This window comes from Cognatishimia sp. WU-CL00825, from assembly GCF_040364665.1.
Taxonomy (GTDB): domain Bacteria; phylum Pseudomonadota; class Alphaproteobacteria; order Rhodobacterales; family Rhodobacteraceae; genus Cognatishimia.
This window is the reverse complement of record NZ_BAABWX010000001.1, coordinates 984,840-999,814: the sequence shown is the minus strand read 5'-3', so window position 1 is coordinate 999,814 and position 14,975 is coordinate 984,840. Positions and strand designations below refer to the sequence as shown.

Sequence of the window (14,975 nt, the reverse complement as noted above, 5' to 3'; positions counted from 1 at the left end):
GGGTCTTAACTGACGTCGAGTGCGGAAATGATGGCGTTAAAGTCATCTGCCTTGAGGCTGGCACCGCCCACCAGAGCGCCGTCGACATTAGACACAGCAAAGATCTCAGTGGCGTTGCTGGGTTTGACTGAGCCGCCATAGAGAATGCGCATGCCGTCGCCGTCGTCGCCAAACCGTTCGGTCAGACCTGCGCGGATGAAGTCATGCACTTCGGCAATTTGCTCCAGTGTTGGGACTTTGCCGGTGCCGATGGCCCAGACGGGTTCATAGGCAATCACGGTGTTGTCGGCAGTGGCTGCGTCAGGCGTAGAGCCCGCAAGCTGTGTACCAATGACGTCAAGCGTTTGGCCGCTTTCACGTTCTTGCAAGCTTTCGCCAAGACAAATGACTGCCACCAGATCGTTGGCATAGGCACTGGATGATTTAGCAGCGACAATGGCATCGGTTTCGCCGTGATCGACGCGGCGTTCAGAGTGACCCGTGATGACGTAATCTGCGCCTGCATCCACCAGCATTTCAGCCGAGATATCGCCTGTGTGCGCGCCAGAGGCGTTTGCGTGGCAATCCTGACCGCCGATGGCGATGTTGCTGCCTTCGGCGGTGACTGAGGCACGCGAGATAAGGGGAGCTGGTGTGCAGATCAAAACATCGGTTTGTTTTGTGTCTGCGGCGTCTTTCATATTGGACAGTTCAGACAGATTGGCAGTGACGCCGTTCATTTTCCAGTTACCAGCGGCAAGTTTACGGCGCATGTGGCCTCCCTTAACATCAAATAAGAATAGTTAAGGGTCTTTTGCGGGCTATGGGGGCAGACGTCAAGTTTTATGGTATCGCTAACAGCAAAGGCGCGTCAGTCAGACGCGCCCGAATTTAGCAAAGGCTGAGCTGGCGCAAAGCTGGGGCTTACATGCCCTCAAATTTGATGGATTCACCACACCCACAGGCTTCGGTGACATTTGGGTTGTTGAATTTAAATCCGGCTTCCAACAGCGAGACTTCGTAATCGATCTCTGTTCCGAACAGGAACATCTGCGCCATGGGGGCGATCATGACGCGGGCACCACCTTCTTCGACAACTTCGTCCATTGGATCGCGTTCATCCACGTATTCCATGGTGTATTCCATGCCTGCGCAGCCGCCTTTTTTGACGCCAATGCGCAGCCCCTCGTGGCCCTCGCGGTCCATGAGTTTGACGATCTGCGCCGCCGCTTTGGACGTGATGGATACGGCCTGTTTGCCGGGAATACCAAACATAGTGTGTCTCCTATGCCATCAAATTATGCGCTCTGGCGCAGGTTTTCAACATGGCAGGATGAGAGAATATCGCGAGGATTACATGAAACCGAGTTCGAGGCGGGCCTCGTCTGACATCATCTCCATGCCCCAGGGTGGTTCCCAGACCAGTTCGACGGCCACGGTTTTGACGCCGGGAACGCCAGAAATGGCCTCTTCGACCCAGCCCGGCATTTCGCCTGCTACCGGGCAGCCAGGGGCGGTCAGGCTCATCTTGACGTTGATCTCGGACTCGTCATTGATTTCAATGGTATAGATCAGACCAAGATCATAGATATTCACGGGAATTTCAGGGTCAAAGACACTGCGACAGGCCTCGACAGCCGCTTCGTGCAGCGGGTGGTCGGTGCTGGAGGGGGCAATAAGGGGGGTGCCCTCGATCGGTTGGGATTCTTGAGTCATTTGCTTTCCTGATCAATCCTGACTGCTCATATAGGGAATAGGAGCGTGGGCGTCCAGAGGGGCGCAGAGAGGTATTTCTGTTGCGATGGCCCGAAACAGCGCAAAAAGAGCATAAAGCGCAGGGCCAAGATTTGAGCTGGGGGCCTCCGGCGGGAGTATTTTTGCAAAGGTGAATATAGGGCCTTTGGTCAGGGCGGGCCGCGCCAATGGGTTAAGGCGCGGGCCTTTTTTGGAATGGTATTAGTCGTTGATGTCGTGGTCAAAGGTTTTGACCTGGCCTTTTGGCAACGAAAAGATACGGCGCAATACCAGCCAAGCGGCCAAGGATAGGCCGGCAAAGATCAGAGTGATCGCGGCAGGTGACAATAGAGCAAGCGGGCCCAGCAGTGCCAGTCCGACAAGCGCGGCCCCAATGGCAAAGCCCAGGAATATGAAGCCCGGCAACATCATTTCGGCAATTCCGAGGATCAGGGCGGCCGCAAGCCAGATCCACCAGGTTGTGATGAGATCTGCCATCAAGAACCGCCTTTCAGCAGTTTAAAGGCATCGCCAAAGGCTTCGAGAGCAGCGGCGGGCAGGATTATGGTTTGTTTGCCATCGCCATTGCCCAGCGCATTCAGCGCCTCGACTTGTTTGAGAGCCACTTGGTATTGCGCCGCCTCGATGCCGTTTTCTTTGATGGCAACTGCGACGACCTGGGTGGCATAGGCTTCGGCGTCCGCACTGATGCGGCGGGCTTTGGCTTTTTGTTCGGCTTCGTAAAGTTCGGCGTCTGCGTGCAGCTCGACAGAGCGCTTGGCCCCCTCGGCTTCGGTCACCTGAGCGCGGCGGGCGCGTTCGGCATTGAGCTGTTGCAGCATGGCGTCGCGAGTGGCTTGGTCAAGGTTCACGTCCAGAATTTCGGCACGGGTGACCTGGATGCCCCAATCATCCACCGCGTCTTCGACCAGGGCTTTGATGGTGCCAATCAGATGGGCGCGGTTGGATTGCACCTCGTCCAGATCCATTTTGCCGATTTCAGCCCGCACAATACCGGCAACGGTGGTTGAGATCGCGCCGTCCACGTCGCGGATGCGGTAGACGGTCTTTTCCGGCTCGGTGATGCGGTAGAACACCGAAGTATCCACCTGGACCAGCACGTTGTCTTTGGTGATGGCGTCCTGGCTGGCGGTGGGCAATTGGCGTTCCAAGATCGAGATTTGGTGACGCACGACATCAAGAAAGGGCACCACAAAATTGATGCCTGGCCCAAGCACCGATTTGAGGCGGCCAAAACGTTCAACCACGTGTTTTTCAGATTGGGGCACGATTCGAATACCTTTGAAGATCACAATGATCAGAAATAGCGCGCCCAAAAGCAGAACAATGTTTTGTGAAATTAGGTTAAAAATCATGTCTTCGGTCATAAGATCCTCGAATGTTTACTGACTCTCAGGTGGGAGAAAGCGAGCTGTTTTACAAGCTTGATAAGGCAGCGTAAGGATTGCGCAAAGCAAAAGCGTTTCGAAATCAACTTGTTTGGCAAGTTTAACCTCCAAACGCCTTGAAAAGGTGACCCGATGACAAGCCGCATCTCTTTTGAACTGAAAGCAACCGATGGCAAAGCCCGTACCGGGGTGATCAACACACCGCGCGGAGAGATCCGCACGCCGGCCTTTATGCCGGTTGGCACGGCGGCGACGGTCAAGGCGATGATGCCGGAAAGCGTGCGCTCGACGGGCGCGGATATCTTGCTGGGCAATACCTATCATTTGATGCTGCGCCCAACGGCAGAACGCATTGATCGATTGGGTGGTTTGCACAAGTTCATGAATTGGGAACGGCCGATTTTGACCGATTCCGGTGGGTTTCAGGTGATGTCACTGGCCGGGCTGCGCAAGCTGACCGAAAAGGGCGTGACCTTCAAAAGCCATATTGATGGGTCAAAGCATGAGTTGACGCCAGAACGGTCTATGGAGATCCAGAACCTATTGGGGTCTGACATCGTGATGTGTTTTGACGAATGCCCGGCCTTGCCTGCGGATCGCAACCGGATTGCTGAATCCATGCGTTTGTCGATGCGATGGGCGGAACGGTCAAAAGACGCCTTTGGCGATCGTCCGGGGCACGGGCTGTTTGGCATTGTACAGGGCGGGCTTGAGCAGGATTTCCGGCAAGAAAGCGCAGAGGCGCTGACCAAGATCGGCTTTGATGGCTATGCCATTGGCGGATTGGCTGTGGGCGAGGGCCAAGAGGCCATGTTTGAGTGTCTGGATTATGCGCCGGGCATGTTGCCAAAGGACAAGCCGCGGTACCTGATGGGGGTTGGAAAGCCCGATGACATCGTGGGCGCGGTGAAACGCGGCATCGACATGATGGACTGTGTGCTGCCCAGCCGCTCTGGTCGCACGGGCCAGGCGTTTACCCGAAATGGCGTGGTGAATATCAAAAACGCGCGCCATGCGGATGATCCGCGGCCCTTGGATGAGGGGTGTTCATGCCCGGCCTGCACAAACTATTCACGCGCCTATTTGCACCACGTGTTTCGGTCAAACGAGATGATTTCCGGCATGTTGCTGACCTGGCATAACCTGCAGTATTTCCAAGACATTATGGATGGGATGCGCAAGGCGATTGCCGTAGGCACGTTTGAGGCCTGGGAGAAGGGCTTTCACGCGGGGCGTGTGCAGGGTGATATTGAGCCGTTGTGAGATTATTTGACCGTCAAAAGATAATGGACATCCAACATAACATTTTCTTTGTGACGCGTTGGGTCAATGAATTTTGCTGAAATCGTAAGTTCGTGCTGTCCAATTGGTAAAGGATTGGTGAGGACCCAATAGCCGGAAGTTGAACTGGGGTAATAAGTGGGCGCGTTAGCAGAAGCTGAAAGGTTACCAAACAGATCAAAGCACGGAGTAGATTTTATTATATAATCGTTTGAAATCGGAATAATTTCGCCGTCAAGCTCGATCTGAATTTGATAATTTGGATTCGGCTCAAATTAGGCTGTGTCCTGAACGTCATCACAGGTTAAATTAAGATTTGGCGGATTAAAGACGATGTTCTCTAGGATTGGGAAAAACAGAGATTTTCCTGTTGGAATTTCGCATGTTCGATTTACAGGTTTTGATTGGTCGGAATTTGAGAGAAACCAAACATTGCCAGATTGGTTCAAATTACATGCCAGTCCCCAGCGGCTTTTTTGGGGGCGTAGTTTATCTGGGAAAGAAAAACTCCATTGTGTCCATAAATTCGCCAATTCCGCATAATCCGCGTGAGCTGGGTGGATCACCACATCTTGATTTTCTGAAGTCCCTGCGGCACGCGCGATCGAAGACAGCGCGAAAAGTGTTAAAGCAGTCACTAATTTCAGCATGAAATTTCCGTAATTTTGAATATTTAAGATTTCGGATATCAATATTAAATCGGTTTTAAAAAATCGATCTTTAAAACCGAAAATTCCTTCCAATTTCTGCCAAAGGGCCATCCACGCCAAAGTTTGATCTATCGGCCAACAGTAGCGGAACCCGGATTGAACCCCTTTTCCTTTCAGGCGCTTAGTTTCAGCAGGTCTTCGAGGATCTCTTGGCGACCCGCGCCGATATAGCGGTTGTAGTCTGGGTGCTCAAACAAGTGGCCATAGTAAATTTGATGGCGATAGGGCAGGTGGTCTTGATGGATCAGGTTTTGATTGCGGTGGATGCGCACAGCGTCTTGGCTGTCGTTGAATTCTGATATGGCGCGCAATTGCCCGTTGTGCGCCCCATACATTTCCAACTCGGACCCCAAGACATCATCAAAATACATAAAGCTGCGCGGCAGGAAATGTTGCGGGTGGGTGGTGACTTTGTCGTAGATGCGGAATGTTTCGCGGGTGCTGGAATGATAATCGGTGTCGTTGAAAACTGCGCCGATGGGTGCGGGTTGGTGGGTTTCGATGAAATCACCGATGGTTTCGCGAATATCGCCGATGATCAATTTGGCCTCTGGCACGCGTTTTTGCAAAGCGTCTTGATCCATCTTGTATTGCTTGGCGGCAAACCAAAACGGCAGATCATAGGGGCCTTCGGGCGGTGGCATGCCTGCGCCGGTATCAAAGCCGTAACAGTCAACCGTTACGCCGGTGACCGCTTTGACGTCTTTGGCAAAATCGCACATGTAAGCCAGCCCATTGCCCCCGGCGACGCCAAATTCGATGGTGGAAATGCGGTCATGGCCTAAAAGTTGCCCAAGACGGGCGGCATTGAGCATGCACCAGGCATAATGGGGCCGTTCCACAGCCAACATATCAACTTTGAAGTCCACAGAGTAATTATACCAACCAGAAGTGCTGCGAATGAGTTGCCGGGTCGCGGCCCCGGCCAAAGAATTGCGAAATTCGCGCATATATAGCAGCTTAGAAATAAGGGACTTCATACAGAGCAATTCCTTTTGCAAACACATTTACCAAGCGGACAAACAACTCTTTTGATCACTAAAATTTTTTCTAGGATGCGTTGAGAAATTGAAAATTGCACGCAAATTTGTTAATTTGTGAAACCTGCGACGCAAAACCTTTAAGTTGGGCTAAATGGTTGGGATTTGTCGCTTGCACCCAATTCTTGCCAAGGGCATTGTACCGCCAACAACAAATAAGGGTTGAAATCTCGGGGGCTCAGCCCCAGTTTTAATTCCCTGATAGGAGTAGGTCAGTGTCGCCGCAAAGTGGGGCCGGACTTGCTTGCCAAGAATGAGGACCGAGTATGCAAGAGCCACTCAATTCATCTTACCCGGTATTGCCGTTGCGCGATATTGTGGTGTTCCCCCATATGATTGTGCCACTGTTTGTGGGCCGCGAAAAATCTGTGCGCGCGCTTGAAGAAGTGATGCAGGATGATAAGCAAATTCTGCTTGCCAGTCAGATTGACCCAGCAGAGGACGACCCGGAGGCGGAAAGCATTTATCGAACGGGCGTTTTGGCCAATGTGCTTCAACTGCTCAAGCTGCCCGATGGCACCGTGAAAGTGCTGGTCGAAGGCCAGTCGCGGGTGATCATCAATGACTTTATTGAAAACGAGATGTTTTTTGAGGCAACCGCAGAATATCTGCCGGAAATGCCTGGTGACGCGACCACCATCGAGGCTTTGTTGCGCTCGGTCGGGGACGAGTTTGAGCGCTACGCCAAGGTTAAGAAAAACATTCCAGAAGAAGCGCTGGCTGCGGTTTCTGAAACCGGCGAACCTGCGCGTTTGGCGGATTTGGTTGCGGGACACTTGGGTGTTGAAGTTGACCAAAAGCAAGAGCTTTTGGAAACGCTTTCGGTCAGCGAACGTTTGGAAAAAGTCTATGGTCTGATGCAGGGCGAAATGTCTGTGCTGCAGGTCGAGAAAAAGATCAAAACACGTGTGAAATCTCAGATGGAGAAAACGCAGCGTGAGTATTACCTGAATGAGCAAATGAAGGCCATTCAGAAGGAATTGGGTGATGGCGAAGAAGGCGCTGGAGAAATCCAGGAGCTGGAGGAAAAGATCGCCGCTACCAAGCTGAGCAAAGAAGCCAAAGAAAAGGCGGATGCTGAGCTGAAGAAGCTGAAAAACATGTCGCCCATGTCAGCCGAAGCCACCGTGGTGCGCAACTATCTGGATTGGATGCTGTCCATTCCTTGGGGCAACAAATCGCGGGTTAAAAAGAACCTGGTTCAGGCCCAAGCGAAACTGGACGATGACCACTATGGCCTTGATAAGGTCAAAGAGCGCATCGTGGAATATTTGGCGGTGCAACAGCGTTCCAAAAAGCTAAAAGGCCCGATCATGTGTCTTGTTGGCCCTCCGGGGGTTGGTAAGACGTCGCTTGGGAAATCTGTGGCCAAGGCAACAGGTCGCGAATTCATTCGCATCTCGCTGGGTGGCGTGCGCGACGAAAGCGAAATTCGTGGGCACCGCCGGACTTATATTGGCTCTATGCCGGGTAAAATCATTCAGGCGTTGAAAAAGGCCAAGACCACCAACCCTTTGATCTTGCTGGATGAAATCGACAAGATGGGTCAGGATTTTCGCGGCGATCCCGCGTCAGCCATGTTGGAAGTGTTGGATCCGGAACAGAACAGCACCTTTGTCGATCACTACCTTGAGGTGGAATATGATCTGTCAAACGTGATGTTTTTGACCACGTCCAACAGCTATAACATGCCGGGGCCGTTGCTGGACCGGATGGAGATTATTCCGCTGGCGGGCTACACCGAGGACGAAAAAGCCGAGATTGCCCATCGTCACCTTATTCCAAAGCAGGTGAAAAACCATGGTTTGAAAGCCAAGGAGTTTTCGCTGGAACCGGAAGCCGTACAAGAGATCATTCGCACCTATACCCGCGAGGCGGGCGTTCGGAACCTTGAGCGTGAAATTGGGAAAACCGCCCGGAAAGCGATCACCAAGATCGTCAAGAAAGAAGCTGACTCTGTGAAGGTGACAGCGGATAATTTGCACGAGTTTCTTGGCGTTAAGAAATATCGCTTTGGTTTGGCGGAAAGCAAAGATCAGGTCGGTGTTGTAACTGGCTTGGCCTATACCAGCGTGGGCGGTGATTTGCTGCACATCGAGGCGTTGAGGTTGCCAGGCAAAGGCCGGATGAAGACAACCGGTAAACTAGGCGATGTGATGAAGGAATCCATCGACGCTGCGGCCAGCTATGTGCGGTCTATTGCGCCAAAAATTGGGGTGAAACCACCGCAATTTGAACGGCAGGATATTCACGTGCACGTGCCCGATGGCGCAACCCCCAAAGACGGGCCTTCGGCAGGTTTGGCCATGGTGACATCGATTGTGTCGGTGCTGACTGGAATTCCGGTGCGCAAAGATATTGCGATGACCGGTGAAGTCAGCCTGCGGGGCAATGCGATGCCGATTGGCGGACTGAAAGAAAAGTTGCTTGCGGCGCTGCGCGGCGGGATCAAAACCGTTCTTATTCCAGAAGAGAACGAGAAAGATCTGGCTGATATTCCTGACAACGTGAAAAACGGCATGGAGATTATCCCGGTGTCGCATGTGTCTGAAGTGCTGGAACGGGCGTTGGTCTCTAAGCCGGAAGCGGTGGAATGGGATGAGGCGGCTGAAGAAGCGGCAGCTGCAGCAGCAGCGTTGAAAGCAAAATCAGCTGGCGGTGCGGTGGCGCATTAAGCCGCATAGAACCACGTAACAAAAAAGGCGCGCTGAGCAATCAGCGCGCCTTTTTTCATGCCCTAGGTCTTGGGAATATCAGTCGTCAATCGCGGCCCAAAGAATAGAGATCGTCAGCAGCGCCATGATTGCGCCGCTGGATGGTGTGCTGGATGACGCGCTTTCTGCGATTACAGGTGCCGGAATAACCGGGTCGCTCATGCCGCCTGCAAAAGAGTGTGTGCTGGTGATGGCCAGGATCGCTGCAGCGGTGAAAATCTGTTTCATTTCGTGTCCCCCAAAATGTGACTTGATCGTGAGAATAAAGATTGGCGCACGAACGCTATAAATAGGGGGTTAAGTCAAGGTTAATGCCACGGAAACTGCGGTATTCCGCATAATAGTGCTCAAAAGACAACATAGGGTTGCATCAATGATCTTTGCGGGATCGCAACATTATGGGACCAGGCCATTATTTGTTCGGGTTTGGGTTTTTAGTTTTAAAAAATAAAGCGCTAAACGCCGTTGTTAAGGTGAAATGGCGCGTAATATGCTGAGGTGCAATCGAGATCAGCCGATGTCGCATTGACCCTTTGGGCAATGCCATTCATGATTTCACCATGACATTTGAATCCAATATCACCAGATTGCCTCGGGTGTTTGACGCAGAGCGTGGCGCAGAGGTGTCCGGCTGTATTGACGGGCTCTCGAGCAATCTGTCTCGCCTTTTGCAGGGGGCCGCCGGGGCCAGCCCATTTCTGAAATCTCTGATCGAAAAAGAGAGCGATTGGCTGCCCGAAGCCTTTGAGGCACCAGAGGCGGCGCTAACACATCTGTTCGGGCAGATCAGTGATACGCCGGCATCAGATTTGTCGTCTGTTTTGCGACGCGGCAAGCGACGTGTGGCTTTGCTGACGGCCTTGGCGGATATCGCAGGGGTCTGGGATCTGGAGCAAGTGACCACGGCGTTGACGGACTTTGCTGATTTGGCGTGCTCTGTAGCCATTAAGGCTATGATTTCAAATGAGATTTCACGTGGGAAACTTCCCGGAGCCACCGAAGATGATATCGGTGATGCGGCAGGTATGGTGTGTTTGGCCATGGGGAAAATGGGGGCTTACGAGCTTAATTATAGCAGCGATATAGACCTGATTTGCCTGTTTGATGAAACCCGTTACGAGCCGGATGACTTTTTTGATGTTCGGGCGTCTTTGGTACGGGCGACCCGCCGGGCGATGGCCTTGCTGAATGACCCCACAGGTGAAGGGTATGTGTTTCGCACGGATTTGCGCTTGCGACCGGATCCGGCGGTCACCCCGGTGTGTATGGCGATGGAAGCGGCAGAGCGTTATTATGAAAGCCTGGGTCGTACCTGGGAACGCGCGGCCTATATCAAGGCGCGCCCAGCGGCGGGTGACCTTGCGGCTGGCAACCGATTTTTGACGACCCTACAGCCCTTTGTCTGGCGCAAACATCTTGATTTTGCCGCCATTCAAGACGCGCATGATATGCGGCTGAGGATCAGAGAGCATAAGAAACTGGGCGCGAAAACGGTGCTTGAAGGTCATAATATGAAGCTGGGTCGCGGCGGTATTCGAGAGATAGAGTTTTTCACCCAAACACGACAGCTGATAGCAGGCGGGCGCGATCGCGAATTGCGCACCAGAGGCACGGTGCCGTCATTGGCGCTTTTGGCGCAAAAGGGCTGGGTGACCGCTGAAGTGGCGGACAAGTTGACCGATCATTATCGTGCCCATCGCGAAGTGGAACATCGCATTCAGATGATCCATGATGCCCAGACCCATGATCTGCCAAAATCTGAAGAAGGCATGCAGCGTATCGCCTGTTTGATGGGCACCGATGTGGCAAGCATGAAGCAAGATATCGGGCAGCGGATTGATGAGGTGCATGCGCTGACCGAGGATTTCTTTGCGCCTGACTTGATGGCCCCCGAGGTCGCCGACAATCAAGGTTTTGCCTTTGACGAAGAGATTTTGACGCGCTGGAAAACCTATCCGGCGCTTAGGTCTGGGCGCGCCACAGAGATATTTGGCAGGCTGCGGCCTGCGTTGCTTGAGCGGTTGGAACGTGCGGCCAAGCCGGACGAGGCGCTGGTTGCGCTGGATGGGTTTTTGTCTGGATTGCCTGCTGGCGTTCAAGTTTTTTCTTTGCTTGAGGCCAATCCGCAACTGATTGATTTATTGACCGATATTGCCGGTACGGCACCGGTTCTGGCGCGCTATCTCGCGCGAAACTCACAAGTCTTTGACGCGGTCATCGGGGGTTCTTTTTTCGATGCCTGGCCAGGAAAAGCGCAGCTGACCTCGGATTTGTCCGCGCGTCTTGCTGCGGAAAGCGACTATGAGCGCAAGCTTGATACTGCGCGGCGCTGGACCAAAGAGTGGCATTTTCGCATAGGTGTACATCACTTGCGCGGCATAATTGATGCGCAGGATGCTGGGCGTGAATATGCGGAATTGGCCGAAGCTGTGCTTTGTGCGGTTTGGCCCGAAGTTGTTGCCAAATTTTCGGAAAAACATGGGGTGCCACCGGGTAAAGGGGCCATGGTTTTGGGCATGGGGTCATTGGGGGCAGGGCGTTTGAATGCCGCTTCGGACCTTGATCTGATCGTGATTTATGACGCGGATGGGGTTGAAATGTCTGACGGGCGTCGGGCTTTGGCCTCGCGGGCGTATTATGCGCGGCTAACCCAAGCCTTGGTGACGGCGCTTTCCGCCCAGATGGCGGAAGGTCGGCTGTATGAAGTCGATATGCGGCTGCGTCCTTCGGGCACGCAGGGGCCGGTTGCCACCTCGTTCACCAGTTTTAAGGATTATCAGGAAAACAAGGCCTGGACCTGGGAGCATTTGGCGCTGACACGGGCGCGGGCTGTCGCGGGGGCACCAGAGTTGATGGCGCGAGTTGAGACCTTTCGCATCGCGCTTTTGGCGCGCGCCTCTGTCGAAAAGGACGTGCGCGATGATGTGCAGGAAATGCGCAAGCGCATTGCGGATGCAAAGGGCAGTGGTGGCATTTGGGATGCCAAACTTGGCCCTGGCCGTTTGCAAGATGTCGAATTGACGGTGCAGGCTGCGGCACTTTTGGCAGGTGAAAGCGCTGGCGATATAGATCTTGCTTTGGGGCGGGATCAAGGAACCGGTTGGCTGACGCAATCCGAAGCGCAGGCCCTGCAAGAGGCCTATCGGTTGTGCTGGACGGTGCAGCAAGGATCGCGCCTGTTGGGCAGCGATATGTTTGATCCCGAGGCTGCGGGGGCCGGGGCGCGAAAATTTTTGTTGCGAGAAACCCAAACAGAGGCCATGGAGGAGCTAGCAGAGCTGTTGGAAACGCGCACGAGATCCGCCGGTGATGTCATTGATGCTGTTTTGCAGCGCAGTCCTGGAGCTTAATCATGCACGATCCGCGCGGGCTTATTCGCGAAGCCTATAATATTGAAAACATTGATATGCCCCAGTGCCGGGCGATCTTTCTTGACTGGGCGCTTGGGGCCGAAGCTGGCAATGATGCGCTGGCCGCCATCCGGGCCTTGCTGGCGCAATACGAGCCAGACAATCCGGATCATCCGATGACCGAAATCCTTAAAGAAGGCGCGCTAGGTGGATCTGTGCAGCCGGGGCGCGTTGGTCGTTCAGGGCGTCGCAAACTGCAATAGAATATCAGTGCTTTCCTTGGCGTGCATATCGCATTAGGAGGGCTGAATGACAGATACATTGCCTCACGTCCGCCTATTGCCCAAAGCCAATGCCCGCGCAGTGCGCCACGGCTTCCCTTGGGTTTATGAAAACGAGCTGGTCACAGACCGCCGCACCAGAAATCTGGAGGCTGGTACTTTGGCCGTGCTGGTTGATGCCGAACGCCGCCCCATGGGGTTGGTCGCGGTGAATCCCAACAGCAAGATCATTTGCCGGATGCTGGATCGTAATCCAGAGGCGGTGATTGATGCCTCGTGGTTTGCCAGCAAATTGCAGCGGGCCTTGGATTTGCGCGCCCGGCTGTATGATCAGCCGTTTTATCGCTTGGTGCATGCCGAAGCCGATGGCTTGCCCGGCGTGGTGATTGACCGCTTTGGTGACACATGCGTTGTGCAACCCAACGCCGCTTGGGCAGATGCCTTGTTGCCGGCTTTGGTTGCGGCTCTGCAAGAAGTTACGGGTGTCAAACATGTGTTGAAGAACGGCAGTGGGCGCGCGCGCGGACTTGAAGGTCTAGATGATCAAAGCGGTGCGATGCTGGGCGAGGCCCCGACATCAGCTGTACCAGTTGCGATGAACGGGGCCACCTATATGGCGGACCTTACAAGCGGGCAAAAAACCGGTTTGTTCTTTGACCAACGCCCAAATCATGAGTTTGCAGCCCGCCTAAGCAAAGGCGCGCGGGTTTTGGACGTGTTTTCCCATGTTGGTGGCTTTTCACTGGCGGCTTTGGCGCATGGGGCGCAAAGCGCATTGGCTGTGGATGGGTCGGTCGCAGCGTTGGAGCTGGCAGAAGAAGGTGCCAAACAGAGTGGTTTTGGTGATCGCTTTGCCACCCGCAAGGGCGATGCGTTTAAGACGATGGAGGCCTTGGCGGCTGAAGGGCAGAAATTTGACATCGTGGTTTGTGACCCACCTGCGTTTGCGCCAAATAAACCGGCGTTGGACAAAGGGTTGCGGGCCTATGAGCGGGTGGCACGTTTGGCCGCGCCATTGGTGGCCGACGGTGGCTTTTTGGGGCTGTGTTCTTGTTCCCATGCCGCAGAACTGAGCCTGTTTCGCAACGCGTCAGCGCGCGGCATAGGTCGGGCTGGGCGGCGCGGAACCCTGTTGCACACTGGCTTTGCGGGGCCGGACCACCCCTTGCTGCCACAATTGGCTGAAAGCGGCTATCTGAAAGCGCTGTTTTTCCGCCTATGAAGATATTGCTGGACACCTGTGTGATCTATCCGACAGTGATGCGAGAAGTGTTGTTGGGGGTGGCGAAGGCGGGTGTCTTTCAGCCGTTGTGGTCGGCGCGCATTTTGGAAGAATGGGCGCGGGCGGCGCGGAAAATTGGCCCCACCGGCGAGATGCAGGCGCGCAGTGAAATTGCGTTGCTGACCGCGGCTTGGCCCAAATCTTCGGTCATCTGGAAACCCTCGCTTGAGGCACGGCTTTATTTGCCCGACCCGGCGGATGTGCATGTTTTGGCAGCGGCAATATCCGGATCTGCGGATGCGATTATCACGCTGAATGCAAAAGATTTTCCCAAGCACACTTTGGCCGAGGAAGGGTTAGAACGCTGGGATCCGGATTGGTTTTTGCGCAGCATTTGGGAGCGGCAACCGGACCTGCTCAAAGAGGTAGTTGACCGTGTTAGAGCAGAAGCAGATCGGCTTTCCGGAGAAACATGGGAGACGCGGGCTTTGTTGAAAAAGGCCCGGTTGCCGAGATTGGCGAAGGCGCTGGCCTAGGGCCGCGTGCCCGAAACGCCCCATTTGGCTTCTAACGCCTCTATTGCCTTGATGCGTTCTGCGGTTTTTGGGTGGCTTAGCAGCCATGCTGGTGCTGCCCCTTTGTTGGATCGCGTCAGTTTCTCCAGCTTTTCAAACAATGATTTCTGATGGGACACGCCGATGTTGGCTTTGGTTAACAGAGCGGCAGCATATTCATCCGCTTCATATTCGTCAGATCGGGAAAGGCGTGCGGCAAGAAGGCTGGTAAGCATATTGGCGATCCAGGCACCAACGCCGGGAATAAAGCGTGACAACACCATGGCCAAGGCGGTGCGCAAGGCGTTTTGGCCTGAGAAGTCAATCATGCGCCTGCGCGAGTGCCCCAAGGCGACATGGCCCAATTCATGGGCGACCACGCTGGCCAGTTCCTCGCCAGTAACCTCACCCTGCGTATATCGGTTGTAAAACCCACGGGTGATAAAGATACGCCCATCCGGTGCCGCAAGCCCGTTCACCGGATCTATTTCATAAATATGAACGCGAATACGCGGCAGGTTCAAGGCGCTGGCCATCTTGTCGATCAGCGTCTTAAGGGCGGGGTCTGCAAGTTCGGTAGACTGTTCGTCCAGCATTTTTGACGTGCGCCATGCGGAGAAGCGATACATGAAAAGCGCATAGAGTATGGCGAGCAGGATCGGCGTGAATTTGATCATATATAGGATATGGGGCGGCGCTGC

15 protein-coding genes are annotated in these 14,975 nt (G+C 54.0%); 6 read left to right on the top strand and 9 right to left on the bottom strand.

The genetic code is table 11. The features are described 5' to 3' along the window. Positions 1-5: 5 nt before the first annotated feature. The 5 genes from tpiA to ABXG94_RS04895 form a co-directional block, all read right to left on the bottom strand. Positions 6-752, bottom strand: coding sequence for a triose-phosphate isomerase (gene tpiA / locus ABXG94_RS04915; RefSeq protein ID WP_353532678.1), 747 nt, complete (start codon positions 750-752; stop codon positions 6-8). A 151-nt stretch (positions 753-903) separates the two neighbouring features. Continuing rightward, a complete protein-coding gene (locus ABXG94_RS04910; RefSeq protein WP_353532677.1) occupies positions 904-1,254 on the bottom strand; it encodes a HesB/IscA family protein in 351 nt (116 codons plus the stop codon). A 78-nt stretch (positions 1,255-1,332) separates the two neighbouring features. Next, positions 1,333-1,695 (bottom strand): SUF system Fe-S cluster assembly protein, encoded by a 363-nt coding sequence (locus ABXG94_RS04905; RefSeq protein ID WP_353532676.1) that lies wholly within the window; start codon positions 1,693-1,695, stop codon positions 1,333-1,335. A gap of 240 nt (positions 1,696-1,935) precedes the next feature. After that, complete coding sequence (locus ABXG94_RS04900) at positions 1,936-2,211, bottom strand: NfeD family protein (RefSeq protein WP_353532675.1); 276 nt, start codon at positions 2,209-2,211, stop codon at positions 1,936-1,938. Then, positions 2,211-3,101 carry an SPFH domain-containing protein gene (locus ABXG94_RS04895; RefSeq protein WP_353532674.1) on the bottom strand — a complete coding sequence of 297 codons (891 nt, stop codon included), beginning with the start codon at positions 3,099-3,101 and terminating at the stop codon, positions 2,211-2,213. The genes ABXG94_RS04900 and ABXG94_RS04895 overlap by 1 nt, the downstream gene beginning before the upstream one ends. A 153-nt stretch (positions 3,102-3,254) precedes the next feature. Here ABXG94_RS04895 and tgt point away from each other — a divergent pair, with 153 nt between their 5' ends. Further along, a complete protein-coding gene (gene tgt, locus ABXG94_RS04890) occupies positions 3,255-4,385 on the top strand; it encodes a tRNA guanosine(34) transglycosylase Tgt (RefSeq protein WP_353532673.1) in 1,131 nt (376 codons plus the stop codon). A 293-nt stretch (positions 4,386-4,678) separates the two neighbouring features. Here tgt and ABXG94_RS04885 read toward each other — a convergent pair whose 3' ends face one another. Next, entirely contained in the window at positions 4,679-5,173 is a 495-nt protein-coding gene (locus ABXG94_RS04885) for a hypothetical protein (RefSeq protein ID WP_353532672.1), read from the bottom strand. Between the two features lie 53 nt (positions 5,174-5,226). After that, positions 5,227-6,093 carry a class I SAM-dependent methyltransferase gene (locus tag ABXG94_RS04880; RefSeq protein WP_353532670.1) on the bottom strand — a complete coding sequence of 289 codons (867 nt, stop codon included), beginning with the start codon at positions 6,091-6,093 and terminating at the stop codon, positions 5,227-5,229. Between the two features lie 326 nt (positions 6,094-6,419). Between ABXG94_RS04880 and lon the strand changes: the two genes are divergently transcribed. Beyond that, positions 6,420-8,828 carry an endopeptidase La gene (gene lon, locus ABXG94_RS04875; protein WP_353532669.1) on the top strand — a complete coding sequence of 803 codons (2,409 nt, stop codon included), beginning with the start codon at positions 6,420-6,422 and terminating at the stop codon, positions 8,826-8,828. A gap of 78 nt (positions 8,829-8,906) precedes the next feature. Here the strand turns inward: lon and ABXG94_RS04870 are convergent, their stop codons facing one another. Further along, positions 8,907-9,095, bottom strand: a complete 189-nt coding sequence (locus ABXG94_RS04870; RefSeq protein ID WP_353532668.1) for a hypothetical protein — start codon at positions 9,093-9,095, stop codon at positions 8,907-8,909. A gap of 332 nt (positions 9,096-9,427) precedes the next feature. Between ABXG94_RS04870 and ABXG94_RS04865 the strand changes: the two genes are divergently transcribed. The 4 genes from ABXG94_RS04865 to ABXG94_RS04850 are packed head-to-tail and all read left to right on the top strand — an operon-like array spanning position 9,428 to position 14,256. Next, on the top strand, positions 9,428-12,217 hold the full coding sequence (locus ABXG94_RS04865; RefSeq protein ID WP_353532667.1) for a bifunctional [glutamine synthetase] adenylyltransferase/[glutamine synthetase]-adenylyl-L-tyrosine phosphorylase: 2,790 nt from the start codon (positions 9,428-9,430) through the stop codon (positions 12,215-12,217). Positions 12,218-12,219: 2 nt separating this feature from the next. Then, complete coding sequence (locus tag ABXG94_RS04860) at positions 12,220-12,480, top strand: hypothetical protein (RefSeq protein WP_353532666.1); 261 nt, start codon at positions 12,220-12,222, stop codon at positions 12,478-12,480. Positions 12,481-12,526: 46 nt separating this feature from the next. Then, a complete protein-coding gene (locus ABXG94_RS04855; protein ID WP_353532665.1) occupies positions 12,527-13,720 on the top strand; it encodes an RSP_2647 family RNA methyltransferase in 1,194 nt (397 codons plus the stop codon). Beyond that, positions 13,717-14,256: an RSP_2648 family PIN domain-containing protein gene (locus ABXG94_RS04850; protein ID WP_353532664.1), complete on the top strand. Its 540-nt coding sequence runs from the start codon at positions 13,717-13,719 to the stop codon at positions 14,254-14,256. Before ABXG94_RS04855 ends, ABXG94_RS04850 begins: the two co-directional genes overlap by 4 nt. On the opposite strand, the gene ABXG94_RS04845 is transcribed toward ABXG94_RS04850, so the two are convergent. Beyond that, positions 14,253-14,951 carry a M48 family metallopeptidase gene (locus ABXG94_RS04845; protein ID WP_353532663.1) on the bottom strand — a complete coding sequence of 233 codons (699 nt, stop codon included), beginning with the start codon at positions 14,949-14,951 and terminating at the stop codon, positions 14,253-14,255. The two genes, ABXG94_RS04850 and ABXG94_RS04845, sit on opposite strands and share 4 nt — an antisense overlap. Positions 14,952-14,975: the final 24 nt, after the last annotated feature.

Bases quoted from the DNA above. Each gene is read 5' to 3' on its own strand.
- ABXG94_RS04895 (WP_353532674.1), bottom strand. From the start codon at position 3,101: ATGACCGAAGACATGATTTTTAACCTAATTTCACAAAACATTGTTCTG.
- ABXG94_RS04880 (WP_353532670.1), bottom strand. From the start codon at position 6,093: ATGAAGTCCCTTATTTCTAAGCTGCTATATATGCGCGAATTTCGCAAT.
- tpiA (WP_353532678.1), bottom strand. From the start codon at position 752: ATGCGCCGTAAACTTGCCGCTGGTAACTGGAAAATGAACGGCGTCACT.
- ABXG94_RS04855 (WP_353532665.1), top strand. From the start codon at position 12,527: ATGACAGATACATTGCCTCACGTCCGCCTATTGCCCAAAGCCAATGCC.
- ABXG94_RS04845 (WP_353532663.1), bottom strand. From the start codon at position 14,951: ATGATCAAATTCACGCCGATCCTGCTCGCCATACTCTATGCGCTTTTC.
- lon (WP_353532669.1), top strand. From the start codon at position 6,420: ATGCAAGAGCCACTCAATTCATCTTACCCGGTATTGCCGTTGCGCGAT.
- ABXG94_RS04860 (WP_353532666.1), top strand. From the start codon at position 12,220: ATGCACGATCCGCGCGGGCTTATTCGCGAAGCCTATAATATTGAAAAC.
- ABXG94_RS04870 (WP_353532668.1), bottom strand. From the start codon at position 9,095: ATGAAACAGATTTTCACCGCTGCAGCGATCCTGGCCATCACCAGCACA.
- ABXG94_RS04850 (WP_353532664.1), top strand. From the start codon at position 13,717: ATGAAGATATTGCTGGACACCTGTGTGATCTATCCGACAGTGATGCGA.
- ABXG94_RS04900 (WP_353532675.1), bottom strand. From the start codon at position 2,211: ATGGCAGATCTCATCACAACCTGGTGGATCTGGCTTGCGGCCGCCCTG.
- ABXG94_RS04910 (WP_353532677.1), bottom strand. From the start codon at position 1,254: ATGTTTGGTATTCCCGGCAAACAGGCCGTATCCATCACGTCCAAAGCG.
- ABXG94_RS04905 (WP_353532676.1), bottom strand. From the start codon at position 1,695: ATGACTCAAGAATCCCAACCGATCGAGGGCACCCCCCTTATTGCCCCC.
- tgt (WP_353532673.1), top strand. From the start codon at position 3,255: ATGACAAGCCGCATCTCTTTTGAACTGAAAGCAACCGATGGCAAAGCC.
- ABXG94_RS04865 (WP_353532667.1), top strand. From the start codon at position 9,428: ATGACATTTGAATCCAATATCACCAGATTGCCTCGGGTGTTTGACGCA.